This window comes from Alkalihalobacillus sp. TS-13 (genome assembly GCF_019720915.1).
GTDB lineage: Bacteria > Bacillota > Bacilli > Bacillales > Fictibacillaceae > Pseudalkalibacillus.
Genome location: NZ_JAHKSI010000001.1, coordinates 3,177,554 through 3,202,383, shown reverse-complemented (window position 1 = coordinate 3,202,383; position 24,830 = coordinate 3,177,554). Strand labels below are relative to the sequence as shown.

Sequence of the window (24,830 nt, the reverse complement as noted above, 5' to 3'; positions counted from 1 at the left end):
GGAAGAAATAGTCGAGTAGACGAAACTGTTCTGTTAAAATAGTGAACAAAAGCTAGTCTGATAGATTTGAGGGATTGTAATGGGGGATGGACGCAACCAGAAGCGAGACGATCTGCGTTTCAAAATAGCCAACCGTGAAGCCTTGATGGGTGTCATCCTGGCCGTTTTCAACTTCATCTGGTGGTTTGCTTTTGCCTATGGCTTAGGTAGAAAACCGGTCGAAGAATATACATACATTTTCGGGTTTCCAGCGTGGTTTTTCTACAGCTGCATCGTCGGCTTCCTACTTTTTTCAACGCTCGTTTTTGTCATGGTAAAATTATTTTTCATCGAAGTGCCTTTTGAGGATAGAGAGGAGGACGCCGAATGAATTGGGATGTCATCATACCTCTCTTTGGTTTTCTTGTCATCGTCTTTTTGATCGGGACCTATTCGTCAAAGTACATACGGAAAGCTCCGGATTTTTTGCAGGAGTATTTTTTGGGGAGCCGCCAGCTGAACGGCTTCATTTTAGCGTTGACGATGGTCGCGACCTTTGGAAGTGCGAGCAGTTTCATAGGCGGGCCAGGTGTTGCATATAATCTCGGGCTTGGATGGGTTCTCCTAGCGATGTCGCAGCTCGTCACCGGGTATTTTACGCTTGCGGTTTTAGGGAAAAAGTTTGCGATTGTCGCTCGAAAAATCAACGCCGTCACACTGATCGACTTCTTAAAAGAAAGATACCAGAACAAGTGGGTCGTGTTGCTTTCAGCAGCGAGCATCGTCATCTTCCTGTTCAGTGCGATGGCCGCCCAGTGGGTCGGGGGAGGCAGGCTGATCGAGTCGTTCACAGGGCTTTCCTACACAGCTTCGTTGTTCATTTTTGCGAGTTCTGTGCTTGTGTACGTCATCATCGGCGGTTTCCGGGCTGTCGCCATCACCGACAGCCTGCAGGGGATCGTCATGTTCATCGGGACCTTGCTCTTGTTAATCGGAACTATTATAGCGGGTGGAGGAATCTCGAACATCATGACGGAACTGGCTGTTGAAAACCCGGACCTCGTTTCACCGTTCGGAGCGGATGGATCCTTGACACCGTTGTTCGTGTCCTCTTTTTGGATTTTGGTCGGGGTAGGGGTCATTGGATTGCCGCAAGTCGCTGTTCGTGCGATGTCTTACCGCGATTCAAAAGCGATGCACAAAGCGATGATCATCGGAACGCTCGTTGTAGGTTTCATCATGCTCGGGATGCATTTGATCGGTGTGTTCGCACGGGTCGTCGTGCCGGGGATTGAAGTCGGGGACAAAGTCATGCCCCTCGTAGCGTTGGAAGTGCTGCCGGGCTGGCTTGCTGGAATCGTTCTTGCCGCACCGATGGCAGCCGTCATGTCGACGGTCGATTCGTTGCTTTTGCTCGTCAGTTCCGCAGTCATCAAGGACGTCTATGTGAACTATGTAAAACCGACAGCTTCACAACGCCAGGTAAAAACGTTGAGCATCAGCATTACTGCGATCCTCGGGATTCTCGTATTCCTGATGGCGATCGACCCTCCGGACTTCCTAATCTGGTTGAACTTATTTGCGTTTGGGGGACTGGAAGCAGCCTTCATCTGGCCGGTTGTGCTAGGGTTGTATTGGAAAAAAGGCAATGCCTACGGAGCATTCGCCTCGATGATCATCGGAGTCGGCTCCTACATGATCATCCACCTGACCGCCCCAAACCTATTCGGTATGCACACCGTCGTGTTACCAGTGATGCTTTCTTTTGCAGGCTATGTACTCGTCAGCCTCATCACCCAGCACAAACACCAACTCCAACAACGCGAAATCATACAACGCTTTTGGGGCACATAAGTTCAGCGACAATTCCTCGGTGCCAGGCACGACAATTCACCCATTGTCTCTCAACGGTTCTCAGGCGGTGCCAGGCACCAATCACGAAACGTTGCAGGACAAGGGGGTTGAAATGGTGCCTGGCACCTGTCTGTTTTAATCAAACATTTGATTGAATGAACAATCCTTTGTATGACAGTTCATTTACGTCTTTAAACAAACGTTTGATTGAGCAAATGAAAAAAATGTCGTCCATGTAAATAATAAAAAACAATTGGAGCTTTTTGGAAGGTTTAAAGAAGTGAAGTGAAGCTTGGGGCGGAGGAACAGTATTTGGGGAACAAATTACGTTGCTGAAAAATGATAGATTAATCTTGTGCAAAACGTATTGTTTTCTTAAGTTTACGAATATCCGTTTTGTTTTTCCAATGTTCGTTAACAACTCTAATTGTTCATGAATATTTGTTGTCCCTCTTCAAGCCTACTCATTCTATTTTCGAACAAATCCATTCTATGTTCAATAGATCCCATTTTTTTGTTCGATGGAATCCATCCTACTTTCAATGGAATCCATCCTATACTCGAGTTTTTCCATTCTATTATTAAGTTTATCAAACCCCACATTCATGTGATCTTGTAGCTCCTTTATAGCTTGTAAAATCTGATTTTCCATTCAAGTTCACCACCTTTCCTGCCTGGTACACCATCTATCTTATAGCAAAAATAAGAGTCTCCGTAGAAGTGATTAAAGTTAGTAAAAGGTAACTAGAAAGAGAATTTATCTTTATCAATCCCATCTTTAAACAAACGTTTGATTAAGATTACAGAACCTATTATAGTATCAACTCAACCTCCTTAATCAAACGATTGATTGAACAAATACGAAAATTGTCGACGAAATATTGTACCAGGCACCAAAAATAAACCTATACACTCCAACGGTTCTCAAAAGGTGCCAGGCACACAAACGGATCCCTTGTGGCTCAATGGGTTTCATTTGGTGCCTGGCACACATCATAAACCCTTTCGTACCAAGGCTTTCAAAATGGTGCCAGGCACGAAGCTTTGGCACGAAGCTCTTGGTATTGGCTTTGATTCATTCTTTTATCCATTATTTACAAACACTTTAGCAAGTGTTAATGGTTTTGATATACTTGAAGTAATTATTTTCGGAATGGAAAGGTGAGTTTATTGGAAATACGCTTAGGGGTCATTGGACCAGAAGATTCAGTCAAACATATATTGAATTCTGCTGAACCGTTTGCAGATATAACTTTATTACCGTTTTCGTACACCGCGATCGATCAAGTCCATGAGATCATCCATCAAAATCGAGATTTGATTGATCAATGGTTTTTCTCAGGACAAGTTCCGTATACATATGCTTTATCCAAACAGCTTATCCAGGAAAAGGATGGAATCTATCCGCCACTTTACGGGGCAAGCTTACTAGGGAAAGTGTTAGAAGCATTGATGGATCTTGAAGAAGTAGTCCAAAAAATCAGCCTTGATACGATTCAAGAAAATGAGCTTCATACGACGAAACAATATTTCTCTCTCCAAAAGTTACAGATATTTTCCTACTCTTACCCCGATTTTAGACCAGTAGATGAAATCGTCGAGTACCACCGTTCACTTTTTGAAATGGGGAAGACCCAGGTTGCTTTCACATGTATCCGGGCGGTTTATCTTCGGTTAAAAGATTTAGGTATCCCGTGTTATCGAATCTATCCTTCACATTTGTCGATATATTTTACATTAAGACTTTTAAAAGAACGTGGCGTATCCTCATGGTATCAACGTTCCCAGCTTGCTTTATTAGGTGTGGAACTGCTTCCTCCTGATGAAGAAGACGATGGGTATCTCTTTTCATATGAGCTCAAACATAAAGAGCTGAACTTGAAGCGGCTGTTACTTGAATTAGCGGAACGGATAAATGGATCCTTCGTTCAAATCGGCGATGGTCTTTATTTTATTTATACAACACGTGGGGAAATAGAGTTTAAATTAGATAAAAGTGACCTGTTCCATCTGATTGAGACGGTCTATTCCCACAGCAAATACCATATCCGAATCGGCATCGGCTACGGGCTGAATGCTCTCCAAGCGGAAGAGAACGTACGAACTGCATTCCGGAACGCCCGTAAAAATACATCCTCAAAGGTCGTTCTTGTCGATGAAAAGAAAAAGGTTACAGAATATCTTACAGAAAGGAAGGCTCTCCAATACGATTACCAGAAATGGGTAGATGGCGAGTGGTCTGAGGCATTACGTAAGGCTAATATTTCTCCGACTGCATTAGCGAAAATCGAATCCTTAGCAAACTTTTATAAAAAAGAGGAAGTTAATGCCCAGGAAGTGGCAAGCTGGTTAGGAAGCTCAGAAAGAAATGCCCGCAGGATCCTGGCTGAACTTGAAAATCTCAAACTTGCAACAAGTAAAAGTATACAGCTCAACGGCTCGAAAGGGAGACCCAGAAAAGTGTACCGGTTGATATTTAACAATGCTCTTACAAAAATGAATATATAAAAAGAAGTGTCAGGACCTAACTTAAGGCGTCTGACACTTCTTCTTTCTAAAGCTTCAAAAGCAAGTGGGCAAGCATAGCCGATCTCATCGGCAGATCTTCAATAACAATGTGTTCATTTTCCGCATGTGGACCTTCACCAACTCCTCCAAGACCGTCTAGGGTGGGTATCCCGAGACTAGCTGTGAAATTACCGTCACTTCCACCGCCGACTTGTGCTTCAGTAATAGTAAAACCAATCTCTTCCGCAGCCTTTTCAGCTTTCTCAAATAATTCTTCAATATCAGAAGTACGTTCCATAGGTGGCCTATTCAGCTCACCTTCCACCTCTAAAGTCGTCCCATCAAGCTCTGGGGTCAAACTTTCCAGGTGGGCTACAATCCGGTCAGCTTCTTCCTCTGTTTTTACACGAAAGTCGATCAAAGCTTCGGCTTCCTCGGGTACAACATTCCGCCTTGTCCCACCATTGATAACACCAACATTTACCGTTGTACCACGATCGTAATTTGTGAGTTCTTCCAACTTTACAATCTGGTGGGCTAGTTCATGGATCGCACTTGCACCAGCACTATGATGGTTACCGGCGTGTGAGCTTTTCCCCCTTACCTTTATTTGATAGATACCTACCCCTTTTCTGGCAGTTTTCAAAGCACCGGTCTTTGCCACAGGTGGTTCTGTAACCAAAACGATATCACTATTCTTTGCCTCTTCCTCAATGATAGGCCGAGAGGTTTGGCTGCCGATTTCTTCATCTGACGTACAGAGGAATTTGATCTGAAGGTCATCCAGCTGTTTGAAATGCAGGAGCGCCTTCAATGCCCAAATGGATTGGATGATCCCGCTTTTCATATCAAGGACTCCTGGACCGTATAGCTTGCCATCGACAATCCGTCTAGGTAACCGGCCTTTATCCCAAACAGTGTCAAAGTGGCCTGCGATCAATATACGTTTGTTCCCGTTACCGACTGTAAAACTGAAATGGTCACCGCGATTAGTCTGGGGATATATGGTGGGCTCAACAACCCCCAGACGTTCAGCGAATATATCCTTCAAAACATTCCCGCACCGATCTACCAATTCCTTATCTTCAGAAGGGGATTCAGCATCTACGAATGTAATGATGTCAGCTAGAATCTCTTTTTCATGCTCTTTTAAATAATTTGCAATTTCGGTCATGCAATCAACCACCTTATTATATTTTAGACTTTGAAACTCTTATGTTAATTAAAAAACTTACAAGCGAAATACACGAAACTCCTGCGGGAAAAGCGAGCCCTGCAAGACCCTGCAGTTTTAAAAGGGATCTTCGACTATATTAATGAACTTCGACTAAATACCACCACGTCCTATGGTGAACGTCGAAGTCAGTACATCCTGTACAAGTACGTCCTGTGGTGAACGTCGAAGCCAGCATAAGGAAAGCTTCTAAGAATTCTCATCGCAGACACGAAAATGATTTCATTTTTGTGTTGACATCCTGTGCAAGTGAGGAGGCTTGCGGATCGCCGAGGAAAGGGAGTGGATTTCGTGAAAATCTACGATTAAAAATTACAAACTTATTTCACGTAAAATTTTTTTACTATACAAATCATTTAGGAAAGGTTTAAGAAAGTAGCCGTTAACATGTATTTCTAGTTATACAGCATGTAAAAATAAAACGCAATATTAAAAATATTCATTCAAATACCAATTGACAAAATAATCTAACTATTTTATAGTTCTGTATAAGAATTTAGGAAAAGTTTTGGAATATTGCCGAAAACAGCAAAATTAAAACGATTTTTGGAGGGGGAGAGGTGTATGAAAGATGTCTATCAGTACATTGAGGATCACAAAGATCAGTACATAGAATGGTTACAAGAGCTTTGTAGGATCCCGAGTGTAGCTGCCCAGAACAGAGGGATGGAAGAAGCCGCGGAGCATGTAGTAAAGGATTTGGCACAGAAAATAAACGGAGAAACGCAACTCGTCTCAACCTCAGGATTTCCTGTCGTTTACGGTAAGGTCCACGGAACAAATGATAAGACACTCTCGTTTTATAACCATTACGACGTTCAGCCGGAAGACCCGATTGAATTATGGGAGCACCCTCCATTCGAAGCGGAGATACAAGACGGAACGATGTATGCAAGGGGCGTAGCAGATAACAAAGGAAACCTGATGGCACGTATCGCGGCTGTACATGCCTACCAGCAGGTAAGAGGCGAATTGCCACTGAATATCAAGTTCATCGTTGAAGGTGAAGAGGAGATCGGAAGCATCAACCTTGATGAGTTCAGTGATAAATATGCTGACCTCATTCAAGCGGACGGATGTATTTGGGAGTTTGGCTATCGGAATGCCGATGGAAGGCAACAAGTAAGCTTAGGCGTAAAAGGAATGAACTATGTCGAGCTTGTCTGTAAGGGTGCAAACACGGATCTCCATTCCGCAAACGCAGCAGTTATCGAAAACCCAGCCTGGAGGCTTGTTTGGGCATTGAATACGTTAAAAGATGAAAATGAACACGTCAAAATCGACGGTTTTTATGACCGTGTGCAGTCGCTTTCTCCAGATGATGAAGAAGCGATCCGTGAATTGATCTACAGCGAGAAGGAAATGTTGGAGCAGCTAGGTCTGTCTTCCTTTTTATTGAATCTGGAAGGCGAGGGTTTAAAAGAACGGCTGATTTTCGCACCGACCTGTACGATATGCGGAATTGAGTCAGGCTATACGGGCGAAGGAGCAAAGACAGTCCTTCCATCCGAAGCGAGAGTGAAACTGGATTTCCGTCTTGTTCCCGATCAAGACCCACTTGAAATCCTTCAAGCTCTTAGAAAGCATTTGGACAAGCACGGGTTCGAAGATATTGAAATACATGAAATGGCGATGGAAAAACCGGGGAAGACCCCTTACAACGATCCGCTCTCGGAAACGGTCATTTCTGCCGCACAAAAGATCTCGAATATGGAACCGACAGTCATGCCGATGTCACCAGGTACAGGACCGATGTATGTCCTATGCCAAAAACACGGCATTCCATCTGTCTCGGTTGGAGTCGGGAATTTCCAATCGAACAATCATGCACCTAATGAAAACATCCATATAGAGGATTACATAGATGGGATCAAACTGATCGCAACTGTGATTGAAGATTACGCCAAAAAATAAGGGGAGGATCCTTTGGAAACGAGTATACGCCCGACCATTTTAAAAGAGGCTCAACAGTTACAAGAACAATTGTCTGTATGGAGAAGGGATTTCCATGAACATCCGGAGCTTGGGTTTGAAGAAGAACGGACGTCAGCCATTGTTGCTGATCACTTAGAAAGCCTTGGACTCGAGGTGACACGGAACATTGCCAAAACGGGTGTCGTCGCTTTACTTAGAGGAAAGGAGAAAGGTCCGACTTTTGCGCTACGTGCTGATATGGATGCCTTACCGATTTTGGACGAAAAGACGGTCCCGTACCATTCTAAGCATCAAGGTTTGAGCCATGCCTGTGGACATGATGCACATACGTCTATGCTGATGGGTGCCGCGACCATCCTTAGTAAAAGGAGGTTGGAAAAAGGAAACATCAAATTCATTTTCCAGCCAGCTGAAGAAGGCAGGGGCGGAGCAAAAGCGATGATCGGTCATGGGGCACTTGCCGATCCAAAAGTAGATGCGATTGGAGGCCTGCATGTCAACACAGGTATCACCACCGGAAACATCACCTTATCAAGTGAAAGGGTAGGCTGTGGGGCTGCAGATTTCTTTTCATTGAAAATTATCGGAAAAGGCGGACATGCTGCTCACCCACACCAAACAGTCGATTCTGTCGCTGTCACAGCTGAAGTCATTTCAGCTTTACAGCATATTTCAAGCAGACAGGTGGACCCCACAGATCCGATCGTCATTACAATCGGTTCGATACACGGTGGTTCAGCAAGCAATGTCATCACGCCAAATGTAGAAATGACCGGAACAGTCAGGACATTGAATCCAGAGCTGCGCTTGAAAGTCCCAGACATGATGGAAAAAGTGATCAAGGGAATCACATACGGATTCGGAGCAACATACGACTTTGACTTCGAATTCAAATTTCCATCGATTTTAAATGACAGTGAATTGACCGAGCTAGCAGCTTCCACTGCAGCTGAAGTACTTGGAGAAGGCCATTATGAAAGAGTGAAACCTGGAATGGGAGGAGAAGATTTCGCATTCTATACCGAACTGGTTCCGGCTGTGTTTTTCCGCTTAGGGGTTGGAAACGACAAGATGGAACGGTATCCAGGACACCATCCGAAGTTTGACATTGATGAAAATGCTTTACCTTTTGGGGCAGCGATGCTATCTCAATTAGCGCTTAATTACTTGGAAAATCAAAATGAGGGGGAGAAGAAGTGAGAAAATTTGGATTTACGTTGTTCATTGCCATGCTTGTGTTGAGTTTGACTGCCTGTGCATTCAATAATAAGTCGGACTCAGGCGAAGGTGAAGGAGCCACCGAGCAAAAGCAGGATAAAAAACTTGTGATTGCCAATGGGACGGATATGGTGACATTCGATATCCATGATCATAACAACACATCTACTGAAGCGATCCATATCAACATGTTCAATTACCTTGTAAAAAGAGGGGATAATGGGGATTTCAAATCCGACCTTGCCGAAAGCTGGGAAAATGTTGACGATCATACCTGGAAATTCAAATTGAAGGAAGGTGTCAAATTCCATAATGGCGAGGATTTGACCGCAGAAGATGTGAAATTCACCCTTGAACGTGTCGCTAATGACAATAAGTTGCTCGAATATGCGAATTACAAACAGATCAAAGAGGTCAAAGTCCTTAACGATCATGAGTTCGAAATCATCACCCATGAACCTGAGCCAGCATTGCTGAATCGTCTTTCCCGTCTAGGATCAGGGGTTCTTCCATCTCAATACATCGAGGAAGAGGGATGGGATCAATTTTTAAAAGAACCAGCCGGGACAGGTCCTTATAAGTTCGTTGAATGGAAAAAAGATGATCGTGTCGTCTTAGAAGCGAATCCTGACTATTTCGGAGAAGAGCCGAAATGGGAAGAACTTGTTTTCAGAGCCATCCCCGAAGATTCTACACGGGTTTCCGAATTGTTGACCGGTGGTATCGATATCGCCGCTAACGTCCCACCAAGTGATTGGAACCGTATTAAAGAAAATGAAGGCACAGATATTGCCAAAAGTCCGACCCAGCGTGTCATGATGCTTGTCTTAAGACATACGGAGGGTCACCCGACATCCGATCCGAAAGTCCGTGAAGCGATCGATCTCGCAATTGATAAACAAGCGATTTTAGACAGCCTGATGGAAGGGGCAGGGACGGTTACACGTACTCGCGTGACCCCAGGCAACACTGGCGCTAATGAAGACCTTTATCAAAAGACGTTGTATGATCCTGAAAAAGCGAAAGAACTTTTGAAAGAGGCTGGATATGAAGATGGCCTTGAGTTGGAATTGAGCGCGCCAAACGGCCGTTATATGAAGGATAAAGAATCTGTGGAATTGATGCAGGCGATGTTGAAAGAAGTCGGGATCGACGTAAAGCTCAATTTCTTAGAATGGAGTTCATTTGCAGAAAAATATTCTTCTAAGAGCTTCGGGGATATGTTCCTGATCGGTTATGGCAATTCCATGTTCGATGCAGCACTAGCAATGGAAAGGCTGAGCAAGGAACAAGCAAAAGGTGAAACCGATTATGACAATCCTGAAGTAGAAAAATTGCTCCAGGATGCGATGAGCAATATGGATCCGGAAGAACGGGCTGAACAATATAAGAAAGCTCAAGAAATGATTGCAGAAGATCGTCCTCAAATCTACCTGTATCAGCTTGATTCTGTATACGGGTACAATGAAGGCTTGAAGTTCGAACCTAGGTTGGATGAGATGATCGTCGCGGATGAAATTACTTTGAAATAGGACTGTCAGGGGGCTGTTCCAAAGATAAGTGTCAGACATCTCCAACACAATGACTAGTACAGAGTCAGGCACCTCAACACAACATTTTTATATAAATGTTGTTGAAAAACCGAGAGAGCCAGACACTTTCCAGTCATTGGCTAAGGACGGAGAGACTCAGATACTTATGGAACAGCCCTTTGTACTAAGGTAAGAAAGTATGAAAATTCTGTTGCGATGATTTTCAATCATACCAGAATGGCGTAAGAAATATACTCGCTTTCCGCGGGCAATCTGCAAGCCTCCTCAGCTCACTTGCACAGGACGTCACACAAAAATGAAATCATTTTCGTGTCTGCGATGAGGATTCATAGAACCTTTTCGTATGCTGACTTCGACGTTCACTACAAGACCACGGACTACCATTCCATCCTTGTAGTTTTGAGCCAAGTAACCGCAGGCGCAGGACGTACTTGTACGGGATGTACTGACTTCGACGTTCACTTCAGGACGTGGTGGAATTTAGTCGAAGGTCCTTATTATAGTCGAAGTTCCTTAAATCACTTGTGGGGTCTTGCCTGGCTCGCTGGTCCTGCAGGAGTCTCGTATATTTCAACGCTTACCAATACAACACACTTTTAGAAAACGTAGGGAGGGATTGCCATGAAGTTCCTACTGAGACAAATTGTCCGGATCATACCGGTTTTGTTCATCATCAGTTTGATCGTTTTCCTGCTCGTCCGTGTAACCGGTGACCCCGTTTCGCTCATGCTACCTGAAACGGCGACAGAACAGGATAAAGCGGAACTCAGACAATCATTGGGCTTGAATGACCCACTATATGTTCAATATTTTACGTATCTTGGGGATCTGGTCACTGGAGACTTCGGTGAATCGTTCCGCTATAACCAACCTGCTCTGGACATCGTGTTGGAGAGGTTGCCTGCAAGCCTGGAGTTGGCTTTTTTCTCGATGTTGATTGCAATCATCATATCAATCCCACTTGGGGTTTTATCAGCGATCAAGCGTAACTCATTCATCGATCTGTTCATCACAGGGGGAGCGGTTTTAGGGAAAGCGATGCCGAACTTTTGGCTTGGTATCATGCTGATCCTCTTGTTTGCGGTACAGTTCAATGTCTTGCCTGTTTCAGGGACAGGCTCAATCTATCACCTGATTTTACCCGCTATCACGTTAGGTACAGCCATCGCTGCAGAAATGACGCGGCTGATCCGTTCGAGCATGCTGGAGATCCTGAGCCAGGAGTATATCCGGACGGCACGAAGCAAAGGGTTGATTGAGGCGATTGTGGTCAATAAGCATGCCTTACGAAACGCGCTTATCCCTGTTGTGACGATCATGGCGCTTCAGACAGCGACATTGATCGGGGGGACCTTGATTACAGAAACGGTCTTTTCATGGCCGGGAATGGGACAATTACTCATTCAAGCTGTGAACCTCCGTGATATGGCAGTGGTCCAGGCAGCTACCTTCGTGATCGCGATCCTGGTCATCGGAAGCAATTTGCTGGCTGATTTGACTTACCGCTACCTTGATCCAAGGATTAAGTACGATTAAAAGGGGGCTTTAGTTTAATGTACACCGAAACAGAAACGAAAAAAGACGTCTCACTGGAAGCACCTAAAGCCCGAATAGCCAGTGGCAGATTGAAATGGATAAAACTCTTGTTAAGGAGCAAGACCGGAACATTAGGTTTGGTCATCGTTTTGGCGATGGTCGGGATGGCTGTTTTCGCTGATGTGATTGCACCGTATAACCCAGCCGAGACAGATGTCGTCAACCGGCTATTGCCTCCTTTCTGGGCGGAGGGAGGAAATCCGGAATACATTCTTGGGACCGATAACCTTGGCAGAGACATCCTGAGTCGGATCATCGTTGGTTCACGTGTCTCCCTTCTAGTCGGGATCAGTGCTGTTGTATTAGCTGGAGCAATTGGATTGTTGTTAGGGTTGCTTGCAGGGTTTTACGGAAAGTGGATCGATACGGTGATCATGAGGACGGTTGATTCCTTTTTAGCCATCCCAAATATTTTGTTCATGTTGATCGTTTTAGCAGTTGTCGGTCCAAGCTTGATGACGATGATTTTTGCCCTTGGAGGAACGACATGGGTGGTATATGCCCGGATGGTACGTGGTGAAACGCTTAGTGTGAAAGAACGGGATTATGTCCGGTCGGCAAGAGCAGTAGGGGCAAAGGATGTCCGAATCATTTGGCAATACATCCTCCCGAACATCGTTTCGTCCTTTATCGTCATTGCAACATTGAATGTCGCCACCACCATCATTTTGGAGTCATCTTTAAGCTTCTTAGGGTTGGGGATCCAGCCACCTGACGTTTCATGGGGGTTGATGCTCAGTGATGGAAGAGAGTATCTTGCCACAAGCTGGTGGGTCGCTACATTCCCAGGCATCGCAATCACCATAACCGTACTGGGCATCATCTTTTTAGGAGACTGGTTGAGAGACGTACTCGATCCAAAAATGAAGATCAAATAGATACAGGTAGAAAAGTGAGGGATGATCGTGTCGACTTCATTATTGAGTGTTGAAGATTTAAAGGTTCGTTTTAAAACAGAAGACGGAATTGTCCCTTCTGTAAATGGCGTCACATTTAATGTGGATAAAGGCGAAACGGTTGCAATCGTCGGCGAATCAGGCTGTGGGAAAAGCATCACCTCATTGTCGATCCTAGGCTTGATTCCATCTCCAGGTGAAATCCATCATGGGAAAATTGATTTTAACGGAAGAGATTTACGGACAATCAAGAAAAAACAGTTGAGAAAGCTGCGTGGGAATGAGATATCAATGATTTTTCAAGAACCGATGACCTCATTGAACCCGGTTTTTACGATCGGCAACCAGATCAGCGAAACGATCCGCCTGCATCAGCGGCTTGATAAAAAGAAAGCATTGATGAAAGCGGTCGAGATGCTGGAACGCGTCGGGATCCCGGATGGGGAAACCGTGGTACGCCGCTTTCCTCATCAGCTTTCTGGTGGTATGCGCCAGCGTGTGATGATCGCGATGGCTCTTGCATGCAACCCGAAGCTCTTGATTGCAGATGAACCTACGACGGCTCTTGATGTCACCATCCAAGCGCAGATTTTAGAGTTGATCAAGCAATTGAAAACAGACTTCGATACGGGAGTCATTTTGATCACGCATGACCTTGGGGTGGTAGCAGAGGTTGCTGATCGGGTCGTGGTGATGTACGCAGGGGAAGTGGTTGAGGAAGCACCTGTAGTAGAGTTGTTCGAGAATCCGAAGCATCCGTATACATTAGGCTTGTTGAGTTCTGTTCCGAAAGCAGAACATGTTGTGGATGAACTAGGTACCATTGAAGGAAGTGTTCCAAATCCAACCGATATGCCGAAAGGATGCAAGTTTCATCCACGTTGCCCATTTGCGACGGATAAATGCCGGAATGAACATCCGCAATTGGAACAATACGATCCCCATCATAAAAAACGCTGCTTCTATGATGTGGAGAAGGGAGGGGTCGCATGATGAGCACAAGTATTGCGGAGGATCGGCAGCCGTTGATTCAGGTTAAGGGTTTGAAAAAACACTTTCCGATTACAAAAGGCTTGTTCAATCAAACGGTTGGTACAGTCAGGGCTGTAGATGGCGTCGACCTTGAAATATACGAAGGGGAGACGCTTGGAATCGTCGGTGAATCCGGATGTGGGAAATCGACGACGGGACAAATGCTTTTAGGCTTGCTGGCCCCCTCAGAAGGATCCGTCACTTTTGAAGGAAAAGATTTAACTACGCTCTCTAAAGAGGAACTCCGGTCGATGAGGCGGGACCTTCAGGTGATTTTCCAGGATCCCTATTCCTCTTTGAATCCGAGGATGACGATTGAACAATTGGTCGGTGAACCGTTAAAAATCCACGGACTGAAAAAAGGAAAAGCGTTGCGTGAGGAAGTGGTCAGGTTACTCCGGGTTGTCGGCTTGGATGAGCACCATCTGAAGCGGCATCCGCATGAATTCAGTGGTGGGCAACGACAAAGGATAGGGATTGCTCGTGCTTTGGCTTTGAATCCGAAAGTGCTGATCTGTGACGAACCCGTTTCGGCACTTGACGTTTCCATTCAAGCGCAAATCTTGAATTTGCTGAAGAAACTGCAAAGGGAATTCAACCTTACCTATGTATTTATCGCTCATGGTCTGCCGGCTGTCCGCCATATCAGTGACCGGATCGCGGTGATGTATTTAGGGAAGGTCGTTGAAATCGCTGATCGGGACAGCTTGTTCGAAAGTCCGACGCACCCATATACGGAAGCGTTGCTGTCCGCAATTCCGGTGGCGGATCCGACAAAGCGGAGGATACACAAGCCATTGGAAGGCGATCTCCCGAATCCATCGAACCCGCCTTCAGGGTGCAGCTTTCATACTCGCTGCCCCTACGCCAATGAACGCTGCGTCCAGGAAGAACCTAGTTTAGTAGAATACAAACCTGGTCACCATGCCGCCTGCCACTACCCACTAAGCGTAGAAGAGTGAAACCTGTACCAGGCACCAAAACGGATCCCTTGCGGCTCAAGGGGTTTCATTTGGTGCCAGGCACACCTCATGAACCCTTTCATACCAAGGCTTTCGAAACAGTGCCAGGCACCAAGCGGGAGCCCTTGGTACCATTGACTTCTTTTTTGGTGCCTGGCACCGAAAAACCTGATTTCTCCTTTATCCGTTTATTTCCACCTATGAATTTTCTGAATTCACTAGAAATTATGTTGGATGTACGCTATGCTTTTATTAACGGAATAAAAAAGGACATTATCCGTAATTACCAGAATAACTTCCGATTACGGTTTTGATAATGTCCAAATGAGGAGGAATAAAATTGCCGTCGATGAATCGAAATACTTCAAACAACATTGAAACTGCTAACAAAGGGTTCATGCTCAGATTCCTTGATAGGGTGGAGGTACTCGGGAATAAACTTCCGCATCCTTTCATGCTTTTCATATACCTGGCATTAGGGATCATCGTCTTGTCTGCTGTCATCAGCATGTTCAATGTGACAGTCGATCATCCTGGAACAGGAGAAGAGGTCGCAATCAAAAGTTTAATCTCAGGTGAAGGGCTGAAATACATCCTCACCTCCATGCTGACGAACTTTGTGGAATTCAAACCACTCGGCCTCGTGCTTGGTATGATGCTCGGGATCGGGCTTGCCCAGAAAGTCGGTCTGATTCAGACATTCATGAAAAAAACGATCATCAATGCACCGCCTAAGCTCGTCACATATGCAGTTGTGCTTACAGGTATTTTAGGCAACCTGGCGTCTGATGCTGCGTTCATCATCGTACCGCCGATCGCAGCGATGGTCTTCCTGACACTCGGTCGACATCCAATCGCTGGACTTGCTGCTGGGTTTGCAGGGGTTGGGGCTGGTTTTACCGCCAACTTCCTTATCACTGGTACTGACGCGCTCTTATCCGGAATATCCACTGAGGTCGCCAAAAACATCGGAGACGGAATAACCGTAACACCAGTAGATAACTATTTCTTCATGGTTTTCTCTGTCATCATGCTCATGACGCTCGGTACATGGATTACAGAAAAAATCGTCGAGCCGAAACTCGGAAAATATGAAGGAACAAACGATGATAAAGAACTCGAAGAAATCAAGCCGGTCGAGTCTCGTGGCCTACGCAATGCCGGGATTGCTGCACTCATCTATGCAACTCTACTTGCTCTAGCACTCTTTTTACCAAACTCAGCACTACGGAATGAAGAAGGAGGCCTGATCCCATCCCCATTCTTAGATGGAATCGTCCCGATCATCCTATTCTTCTTTATTGCTGTAGCGGTCGCCTATGGGATCACGGTTAAAAAAATAAACAGCACAGCTGACGTACCGAAGTTAATGGGTGAGTCGATGAAAGACATGTCCGGATTCATCATCCTGATCTTTGCTGCTGCACAATTCATCGCTTACTTCGACTGGACGAACATCGGTGTATGGATCGCTGTTTCCGGAGCGGAATTTTTACAGAGCATCAACATGACAGGATTGCCGGTCATCGTCGGATTCATTCTACTCGCTGCTGTCTTGAACCTATTGATTTTCAGTGGTTCAGCTCAGTGGGCATTGATGGCACCCGTGTTCATTCCGATGTTCGCTTTACTAGATTATAATCCTGCGTTCACACAGATGGCTTACCGTATCGCAGATTCATCTACGAACATCATCACACCATTGAACCCATATGTCCCGATGATTCTAGCGTTCATGAAGGAATACGATAAGAAGGCAGGATTCGGAACTCTGTTTTCAGTCATGCTGCCATATACGGTCATTTTCCTAACCATTTGGACAATCCTATTCGTCATTTGGAGTCTGCTTGGACTGCCGATCGGACCTGGAATCCACATGAAACTATAGATCATTTACTTGGGGGTTTTACGTAATGCTAGATTTTAAAGGAAAAGGTGAACAGATCGAGGGAGAAATCATAGCGATCAGACGTCACCTTCATGGAAATCCTGAACTGAGTGAAGAGGAATTCGAAACCTCTCAATTCATTCAACAAAAGCTCGAAGAACATGAGATTCCTTTTAAAAAGGGGTATGCGAAAACGGGTGTGCTCGGCATTATCAAAGGCGGCCAGCCCGGTGGAGTCGTTGCGCTCCGTGCGGATATCGATGCACTTCCGATTAAAGAAAGGACCAACGAACCGTTTGCTTCTAATAAAGAAGGAGTCATGCATGCCTGTGGGCACGATGCGCACACGGCGATGCTCCTGGGTGCAGGAAAACTTTTAAACTCGCAAAAAGAACAAATCAAAGGAACCGTTTTGCTAGTCTTTCAACCTGCCGAAGAAAATGCTCCGAACGGAGGCGCGCAGCCGATGATGGACGATGGCGTTTTTGATGAGTATACACCCGACGTCATTTTCGGCCAGCATGTTTGGCCAGACCTTCCAAAAGGACAAATCGGAATCCGTGATGGCGCGATGATGGGAGCATCGGATCGTATTAAATTCACAATCAAAGGCACTGGAGGTCATGCGAGTATGCCTCACCAGACGAACGACGCGATCACGATAGCGACTACAGTCATCAATCAACTGCAAACAATCGTAAGCCGGAACGTCGACCCGTTATCTGCTGCGGTTTTGACCATCGGAAAAATCGAAGGCGGTTATCGTTACAACGTCATCGCAGACGAAGTCCTGGTCGATGGCACGGTTCGGACACTGGATAAAGATACCCGTGAGAGAATCAAGAACCGCTTTTATAAGATTGTTGAAGGAACAACTGAAGCAATGGGTGGAACTGCTGAAATTGAATTCATCAAAGGGTACCCCGCAACGATCAATACACCGGAATGGGCGCAACACGTTCGTTCCACTGCACAAAACTTGTTCGGTGAAAAGGCAACACCTGATCTCGACCCTTCCCTTGGCGGAGAAGATTTCAGCCGTTTCCTTTTACAATATCCAGGGGCCTTCTTCTGGTTAGGAACCAAGCCGAAAAATAGCCAGCCCAAGCCGCTTCACGATCCGTCCTTTGAAATTGATGAAGATGCACTTGCGGGTGGAGTCGAAATGATGGCTCAGGTTGCTGCTGATACGTTGGAAAAATTGGAGAACCGCTTATGAACATTGAAGCATTCGTAGAGCAGAACAAAGACCGTTTGAGCGAGTGGCGGCGTCAATTCCACCAATACCCAGAAGTGGGATGGACGGAGTACGTCACGACCTACCGGATCCATGAAATCCTGTCCGAACTCGGGTTTACGACGTATCTCGGAAAAGAGGCACTTGTAAGCGAAGAACGGATGGGTGTTCCTTCTGATGAAGTCTTGCGGCAAGAAGAGGAGCGGGCATTGGCTGAAGGTGTTCCTGAGGCTTTTTTGGAAAAAATGAAAGGCGGTCACACAGGAGTCGTTGCTACGTTCGATACGGGAAAAAAAGGACCGCATATCGCCATGCGATACGACATAGATGCCTTACCGATCCACGAGTCTGAGAACCATCAGCATCTGCCTGTCCTCCATGGTTTTCGTTCAAAAAGAGCCGGGCAAATGCACGCCTGTGGTCATGATGGGCATACGACGATCGGCCTTGGTGTCGCTTCCTTTTTAAAATTGAATGTCCAGAAGCTGAGCGGTCGTTTCACACTTCTTTTCCAGCCGGCTGAAGAAGGCTCCAGGGGGGCGAAAGCGATGGTGGAAAAGGGCTGGCTTGATGATGCGGACTACTTTTTATCCGGACATATCGGTATCCACATGGAGCGATACGTCGGCCGGATCGCTGCAACAACTAGCGGATTTTTAGCAACGTCCAAATGTGATGTCACATTCACTGGACTTTCTGCGCATGCCGGAAAAGAGCCTGAAAAAGGCAGGAACGCCCTGCTTGCAGCTTCATCGGCTGCCCTTAACTTGAACGGGATTGCGAGACACGGGGATGGAAAGACGCGGATCAATGTCGGCACACTGAACGCCGGTACAGGGCGAAACATTATTCCCGATCATGCTGAGATCCAGCTTGAAACACGTGGAGAAACAACCGAACTGAACGAATATATGATAACTGAAGCGAAGCGGATCATTGAAGCAAGCGCTGCAATGTATGGAGTCGAAGCAGAAATCAAGATTGTCGGTGAAGGAATCGATGCGAAGAGTGACGAGACGTTTATTCCACTCCTCCAGCATGTGGGGAAAGAGAGCTCGTTGATCGAATCTGTGATTGATCGAGATGTGATTGGTGCATCAGAAGACGTTGCGTATATGATGGAGCGAGTGCAACATAAAGGGGGGCAAGCAACTTACCTCTTATTTGGAACGCCCCTTGCAAATGGACACCATCACTCGGAATTCGACTATCAAGAGGACGTTCTTGCTGTAGCGGTCGATACGCTGGCAAGAACCGTCGTCCATTTACAAGAAGAAGAGGTGTAATGAATGACTGATGAATCATGGTTGATAAAGACGTTGAAACAATTGAATCTGACAGATAGTATGGAGCAGAAAGAAGGCTTCAGCCGTCTCAGTTATAGTGAGGAGGAATGGAAATCGATCGCTGTTTTTCAAGAAAAAGCAGAGGAAATCGGACTTGATGTAAGGCGTGACGAAGCTGGGAACTGCATTGCGCGCTGGAACGGAGTCGATGATGATCAGCCTGCTTTCGGGATCGGGTCCCATCTTGATACCGTGAAAAATGGCGGCGGTTACGATGGCGTCGCTGGTGTCCTTTGTAGCCTGGCAGCGGTAAAAGCGTTGAAGGAAGAAGAATTTCAGCCAAATTCGCCGATTGAAGTGATCTGTTTCGCTTCGGAAGAATCCTCACGCTTTGGCGTCTCCACCGTTGGCAGTAAAGCGATGTCTGGGCTTTTGGAACAGCAACAGCTGGAACAAATTGAAGATGATGACGGTATCACAATCAAGGAAGCTGTTGAAAGTCGTGGGCTTTCATGGGACCAGCTGCCCAGGGCGGAACGTAAAAAAGAAGAGCTCCGTCAATTCGTCGAGCTGCACATTGAACAAGGAACTCGAATTGAAGATGCGGGGAAATCTTTTGGCGTCGCTACTGCCATCGCCTGTCCGACACGGCTGAAGATTGATATTATCGGAAAATCAAGCCATACCGGTACGACACCGATGGCTAAAAGGCAGGATGCGTTGGTCGTAGCTGCACCGATCATTTCTTTCATTTCGGAACGCGCAGGTCAGCTTTCTGAAGAAAATGAGGTGCCAGTTGTCGCAACCACAAGCATGGCCGATGTTTTTCCAAACAAAATGACAAGTATACCGGGACGGGTCGAGCTTGGCGTCGATATCCGAAGTGTAAGTGATGCGCTGAAACGCGGACTGGCGGAAGAGATTGAAAAGGAACTTGAAAAACTGGCTGAAGCTTATCAGGTGGACATCACACCTAGTAGGCTCGTTGACGATAATTCCGTTTTCCTTGATGAAAAGGTAGCAGAAACGTTGAAGGAGACAGGTGAACAACTCGGGTTCGGCTGCCTTGTCATGGAGAGTGGCGCCGGCCATGATGTCATGAATATGGCTTCCCGGTGGCCGACAGGTCTGATTTTCATCCCATGCCGTGATGGATTGAGTCATCATCCAGACGAAAGTGCTTCAGAAAAAGATCTGGAAATAGGCGTAGACATAATAAAACAATATCTGAAAAACGAGACGAAAATCCCTTCTTGATGAGGGGGTTTTTTCTTACACTTAAAGAAAGTATAAAATACTTTCTTCAGTATAAGGGCAACTAAGACTCGACATTCGCAATGCTTGGCCTCGCCAAGTTTTCTTTAACATCCAAAGGTTTGGTATAGTAAGAAGAGGAAATAGTTGGACGGAGGACGCTTATGAAAATACAGTTAGGCATTTTAGGGCCTGAGGATTCGATCGAACGGATCAAACTATTTGCTGAACAAATGAATGATTTTGAGATCGCTTATTTTCCATATACACACGCTTCTGAATCAGAAGAGTTGATCAAAGGGAACGAAAAGCAAATCGATCACTGGTTTCTATCTGGTCCAGCCTTATACCGTTATCTGATTCGCAATCGGCTATTAGAAGAGGAGAATACAAGTTACCCGGATTTGTACGGTGCCAGTTTGATGGGCACGATCGTTGAAGCGCTAACGACGATGGAAGATCGGATTCAAAGGGTGAGCCTCGATACGATTAGAGCTTCCGAACTTGAGAGTGTCAGAAACGACTTCAACCTTTCCAATATCGAGTTTTTCCTCTATCAAGGAGAAGAGTTCTTGCCAGCGACAGAGGTTATCGAATACCACGAATCCTTGTACAAAGAGGGGAAAATCGACGCGGTCCTTACATGTATCAAAACAGTCTATTTATCGATGAAAGAAAAAGGGATCCCATGTTTCCGGGTCATCCCTTCACGGTTGGGGATCGAACTGGAGCTCAGGTTCATTAAAGAACACGCCCAGGCGAATTGGTACCGGAAATCCTCTCTTGGAATTGTTGGGGTTGAAGCGGGTCTTTCCAATGAACAGCAGAACAATCAGTACTACTCCTATAAATTGAAACAACAGATACTTGATCTGAAACGCCTGATGCTCGATTACTCGGAAAAAGTTCAAGGGTCTTTCGTAGAAGTGGGTGACGCCCTTTATTTCATTTACACAACTAGAGGCGAGTTGGAGTTGAAGGCACAGGAATATAATCCATCTCAGGTCGTATATGACACTGAAAAACAAACCGGGCTCTCATTGAAAATGGGTATCGGATATGGCATGACAGCGTGGGAAGCCGAACAGAACGTCCGGCATGCACTCCAATTGTCGCGTGAAAACGAAAACCAGACCGTGGTCGTGGTGAATGAAGAAAAAGAAGTCACGTTGCTCCGGCATAGTGAGAAGTTGACCTACCAGCAACGGTTTTCCGGTGAAGAATGGGAGAAGAAGCTGAAGAACGCGAAAATCTCCCCGGCGATGATTTCGAAGATCGCATCGTATTATCGGTATTATGAAAAGGAGTTCGTTACCGCCAAAGAAATCGCCCAATGGCTCAAAAGCACCGATAGGAACGCACGCCGTATCCTATCTGAACTCGAACGCCTGAACCTCGCCACCATCAAAGGCGAAGAACAAGGCGGCCGCGGCAGACCACGCAAAGTCTACAAGCTGGAGATCTGATATTTTTTCGGTGCCAGGCACCAAAATAAAAGCCTTGGGGCTGTAGGGGTTTCAAAATGTACCTGGCACCGAATAAGAAGTCAAGCGGCACAAGGGATCTGAAACGGTGCCTGGCACCGTTCCAGATCCATTGGTATATGTGCGTTCATAAAAAGTGCCAGGCACCGAAGCAGATGACTACGGTGACTGGCATTCTTCAAAACTATTCACTTACGTTGACTTGGATTGGTTCGGATACGAGGTTCCATTCTTGGTCTAGCATGGTGAAGGTGTGTTTGACGAATACTTGTGCTGTTCCTGGTGATAATGCTTCCACATTATTGCCTTCAACTTTAACGACACCGTCATTGTCCATGGCATAAAGTTCAGTCTCGATATTTTCTGTTTCACCGGTTCTGTAACTCAAGAAGGCTTTTGCATTAATGTCTCGTGACTTTCCGACCTTCAGATTAACCTTCTTAATCGGGGTTTCAAGATTGATCGGAGAGTGGGTCAACCATTGCATATAGTCGGTAATCGGTCCAATCAGGCCTTCTCTTAGTTTATCCGCAAATGGGTCCTCAGCACGGAATGTCCAGTGCATACTCAGCATTCCGCGTTGTCTCATAAATGTGAGGAATTCCCTGTAAACAGTTCCGTAGCTTGCGTTGAGCGTCACATTCCAGGTGGTCCCATAGTCGACCATTTTCTTCGCATTGTCCAACTTTTCCTGATCTCCGTTTGGAGCACCTGCTGAAAATAAATATCCTGTCGCTAACTTTGGTTCAAGCTGGTTGAACGTCTTCATGCTTTCCAAATCAAAGTTTTGGAGGACGACTTGATTCATCATGTCCATTTCCTTGATTTCCTCAAGAACTTGTTCTTCGAGGTCATAAGCTTTCAACTCAACCAAAAGCACAACATCTTTCCCTTTGAATTCTTGAAGGAATTCTTTAAACGTAGGGACAGGTTCTCCCGCAAATTCTTCTCCGAATTTAATGCCTGCATCTAGTTTCTTAATTTCTTCCAGTGTCATATCCTTTACTGCACCAGTACCATCAGTGGTTCGATCGACCGTATAGTCGTGCATGACGATGATATGGCCGTCTTTTGTCCTGTGAAGATCCGTTTCAATCATGTCTGCTTCCAGGTCATATGCTAACCGATAACCTGCCATCGTGTTTTCTGGTGCAAGGGAAGGGACACCACGGTGTGCAGCAACAATCGGTCGCTGTACGATCGTATGCTCCGGATATTGGCTGAATGCTTCTTCCGAATATTCGGGTTGGTTTGTCACCATACCGTCGACTCCCATGTGGATCAGTTCGTGTGTTGAAGCTAAAGAATCCCCACCGATTCCCCAGACTGCCACCATCCGATTATGCAAATAATAAACGACCTCCTGAGAAAGGAGTTTTTGTGGAATCAAAACGACCTTGCTTTTACTGGAGTGTACCTGGAACGGCAGCTGTTCCAAATCATTCTTGTTCAGAGACTCACCATCGTAAACAAGTCCTCCGCGTATTTGCGGTTTAAGCTCCTTGACCGCTTCAACAATAGAAGGATTGCTTGACACGACATGGACATCCGTAGTTTGAGTTGCTTCGAGACTCTGCACAATTTCATCTTGAAGACCTTCTTCCTCAACATGCAAGACAGGGATCTTTTCATTCTTGATCGACTGTAACTGCTCATTCAAAGGCTCTCCATTCGCTTCTAGCGTGCCTTCTTGACCACGTTCTACTTCCAACATGGCGGAGGCTGCTTTATTTTCATCACTAGCAGCATCAGAGCCTGCAATGATCGTTGGCGGATTAATGATGTTGGTTTCGGCTTCTTGCGGAAGAAACGCATCGGAATCTTCATCAGGAGGCAATTCTTCATTGTATGTAGAGACCTGGACGTTATCGAATTGCACCGTAGAACCACTTACCTGGAATCCTATATCTCCATTGGACCATTGGGTTGCGCCGTCGCTATCGATGACCAGCTCATCGTCCACGAATTGCTGTACGCGATCTCCACTCACAATCACCTTTAAGCGATAGCTTTTACCGTATTCGAAATTTTCCTTGTAAAAATTCGTTTCAGAAACAGCCCATCGATTGCTTGCGTTCCTCGTCGCAAACTCTAATCCATTCAAAGCGCTTGTCCCTTTTCTGACTGCAAACTGATAGTATGGATAATCCTCATGCTGTATTCGGTACATTAAAGAAGCCCAGCGTGTATTTTCAACTGCTGATACGAAAGTCATATCCGCTTCAAACATATAGTCGCCGTACTCCTCAGCAATAGGAACACTTACCCTCGAGGGACTGGAGGATGCTGGTGAAGTTAAAACAAGCTTCCCGTCCTGGACCTCTGCATCACCTTCAATCAAATTCCAATGCTCAGGCAGTGATCCATCAGCTACTTTTTCAAACGATTCATTGACCAATTCCACATTCTCTTCTTCAGCCTGAATATTCCCTTGTGGACCAGAGACGAATAAACTTAGGGCGAGCGTAGATGAAGCTACAATACTACTAATCGTTTTGAACTTGCCTTTCATAACAACTCCTCCTTTAAGTTGTAATTATTGAATGACAGACGACTTCCTCACCTCCTTTAGTAAAAAGCAGTGCAGGACCAGTGATGTGAGCTTGAGAATTTTTATAGGCAAAGGTGTTTTTAAATAATACATCTGATTAAGTTTGATTGAAGCGAAATTTGCGACACTCCTGCGGGAAAAGCGAGCCGGGCGAGACCATACAGCGAATCAAGGATCTTCGACTAAAAACCAACACGTCGTGTGGTGAACGTCGAAGCCAGCACGTCCTGTGCAAGTAAGCGAGGAGGCTTGCGGAAGTAGGTAAATGCAATGAAGTGATGTCTAGCTCAGCGACCAGTCACTTGGATCACTTCAAACTTCCTGCGGCGGCGATAGCCTCCTCGTCAGTCCTCCAGTGACCTG

General features: G+C 45.8%; 18 protein-coding genes. 15 read left to right on the top strand and 3 right to left on the bottom strand.

Translation table 11 applies throughout. From position 1 onward, the window contains the following. The first annotated feature begins 79 nt into the window (after positions 1 to 79). Both KOL94_RS15240 and panF read left to right on the top strand, forming a co-directional pair. Positions 80 to 370 carry a YhdT family protein gene (locus KOL94_RS15240; RefSeq protein ID WP_221567242.1) on the top strand — a complete coding sequence of 97 codons (291 nt, stop codon included), beginning with the start codon at positions 80 to 82 and terminating at the stop codon, positions 368 to 370. Further along, on the top strand, positions 367 to 1,833 hold the full coding sequence (panF, locus tag KOL94_RS15235; RefSeq protein ID WP_221567241.1) for a sodium/pantothenate symporter: 1,467 nt from the start codon (positions 367 to 369) through the stop codon (positions 1,831 to 1,833). Before KOL94_RS15240 ends, panF begins: the two co-directional genes overlap by 4 nt. A gap of 496 nt (positions 1,834 to 2,329) precedes the next feature. Here panF and KOL94_RS15230 read toward each other — a convergent pair whose 3' ends face one another. Further along, the gene (locus KOL94_RS15230; RefSeq protein ID WP_221567240.1) at positions 2,330 to 2,485 is read right to left on the bottom strand and encodes a hypothetical protein; all 156 of its coding nucleotides are present in this window, start codon (positions 2,483 to 2,485) and stop codon (positions 2,330 to 2,332) included. Positions 2,486 to 3,003: 518 nt separating this feature from the next. Here KOL94_RS15230 and KOL94_RS15225 point away from each other — a divergent pair. Continuing rightward, the gene (locus KOL94_RS15225; RefSeq protein ID WP_221567239.1) at positions 3,004 to 4,341 is read left to right on the top strand and encodes a hypothetical protein; all 1,338 of its coding nucleotides are present in this window, start codon (positions 3,004 to 3,006) and stop codon (positions 4,339 to 4,341) included. A 46-nt stretch (positions 4,342 to 4,387) separates the two neighbouring features. On the opposite strand, the gene KOL94_RS15220 is transcribed toward KOL94_RS15225, so the two are convergent. Continuing rightward, positions 4,388 to 5,515: a M20 family metallopeptidase gene (locus tag KOL94_RS15220; RefSeq protein WP_221567238.1), complete on the bottom strand. Its 1,128-nt coding sequence runs from the start codon at positions 5,513 to 5,515 to the stop codon at positions 4,388 to 4,390. A gap of 624 nt (positions 5,516 to 6,139) precedes the next feature. Between KOL94_RS15220 and KOL94_RS15215 the strand changes: the two genes are divergently transcribed. From KOL94_RS15215 to KOL94_RS15160, 12 genes are all read left to right on the top strand, one after another. Beyond that, on the top strand, positions 6,140 to 7,489 hold the full coding sequence (locus KOL94_RS15215; protein WP_221567237.1) for a M20/M25/M40 family metallo-hydrolase: 1,350 nt from the start codon (positions 6,140 to 6,142) through the stop codon (positions 7,487 to 7,489). Positions 7,490 to 7,501: 12 nt separating this feature from the next. Next, positions 7,502 to 8,710 (top strand): M20 metallopeptidase family protein, encoded by a 1,209-nt coding sequence (locus tag KOL94_RS15210; RefSeq protein ID WP_260412334.1) that lies wholly within the window; start codon positions 7,502 to 7,504, stop codon positions 8,708 to 8,710. Then, positions 8,707 to 10,260, top strand: coding sequence for an ABC transporter substrate-binding protein (locus KOL94_RS15205; RefSeq protein ID WP_311775154.1), 1,554 nt, complete (start codon positions 8,707 to 8,709; stop codon positions 10,258 to 10,260). The genes KOL94_RS15210 and KOL94_RS15205 overlap by 4 nt, the downstream gene beginning before the upstream one ends. A 642-nt stretch (positions 10,261 to 10,902) precedes the next feature. Further along, positions 10,903 to 11,817 carry an ABC transporter permease gene (locus tag KOL94_RS15200; protein WP_221567236.1) on the top strand — a complete coding sequence of 305 codons (915 nt, stop codon included), beginning with the start codon at positions 10,903 to 10,905 and terminating at the stop codon, positions 11,815 to 11,817. A 17-nt stretch (positions 11,818 to 11,834) separates the two neighbouring features. Continuing rightward, the gene (locus KOL94_RS15195; RefSeq protein ID WP_221567235.1) at positions 11,835 to 12,755 is read left to right on the top strand and encodes an ABC transporter permease; all 921 of its coding nucleotides are present in this window, start codon (positions 11,835 to 11,837) and stop codon (positions 12,753 to 12,755) included. A gap of 27 nt (positions 12,756 to 12,782) precedes the next feature. Next, entirely contained in the window at positions 12,783 to 13,766 is a 984-nt protein-coding gene (locus tag KOL94_RS15190) for an ABC transporter ATP-binding protein (protein WP_311775153.1), read from the top strand. Beyond that, positions 13,766 to 14,767: an ABC transporter ATP-binding protein gene (locus KOL94_RS15185; protein ID WP_483298080.1), complete on the top strand. Its 1,002-nt coding sequence runs from the start codon at positions 13,766 to 13,768 to the stop codon at positions 14,765 to 14,767. Before KOL94_RS15190 ends, KOL94_RS15185 begins: the two co-directional genes overlap by 1 nt. A gap of 349 nt (positions 14,768 to 15,116) precedes the next feature. Then, entirely contained in the window at positions 15,117 to 16,655 is a 1,539-nt protein-coding gene (locus KOL94_RS15180) for an AbgT family transporter (RefSeq protein ID WP_221567745.1), read from the top strand. Positions 16,656 to 16,680: 25 nt separating this feature from the next. Then, positions 16,681 to 17,874 (top strand): M20 metallopeptidase family protein, encoded by a 1,194-nt coding sequence (locus KOL94_RS15175; protein ID WP_221567232.1) that lies wholly within the window; start codon positions 16,681 to 16,683, stop codon positions 17,872 to 17,874. Then, a complete protein-coding gene (locus tag KOL94_RS15170; protein ID WP_221567231.1) occupies positions 17,871 to 19,178 on the top strand; it encodes an amidohydrolase in 1,308 nt (435 codons plus the stop codon). Before KOL94_RS15175 ends, KOL94_RS15170 begins: the two co-directional genes overlap by 4 nt. Before the next feature lie 3 nt (positions 19,179 to 19,181). Next, positions 19,182 to 20,435: a M20 family metallo-hydrolase gene (locus KOL94_RS15165; protein WP_221567230.1), complete on the top strand. Its 1,254-nt coding sequence runs from the start codon at positions 19,182 to 19,184 to the stop codon at positions 20,433 to 20,435. A 161-nt stretch (positions 20,436 to 20,596) separates the two neighbouring features. Next, on the top strand, positions 20,597 to 21,898 hold the full coding sequence (locus tag KOL94_RS15160; protein ID WP_221567229.1) for a helix-turn-helix domain-containing protein: 1,302 nt from the start codon (positions 20,597 to 20,599) through the stop codon (positions 21,896 to 21,898). A 202-nt stretch (positions 21,899 to 22,100) separates the two neighbouring features. On the opposite strand, the gene KOL94_RS15155 is transcribed toward KOL94_RS15160, so the two are convergent. Next, a complete protein-coding gene (locus KOL94_RS15155; protein ID WP_221567228.1) occupies positions 22,101 to 24,428 on the bottom strand; it encodes a glycerophosphodiester phosphodiesterase family protein in 2,328 nt (775 codons plus the stop codon). Positions 24,429 to 24,830: the final 402 nt, after the last annotated feature.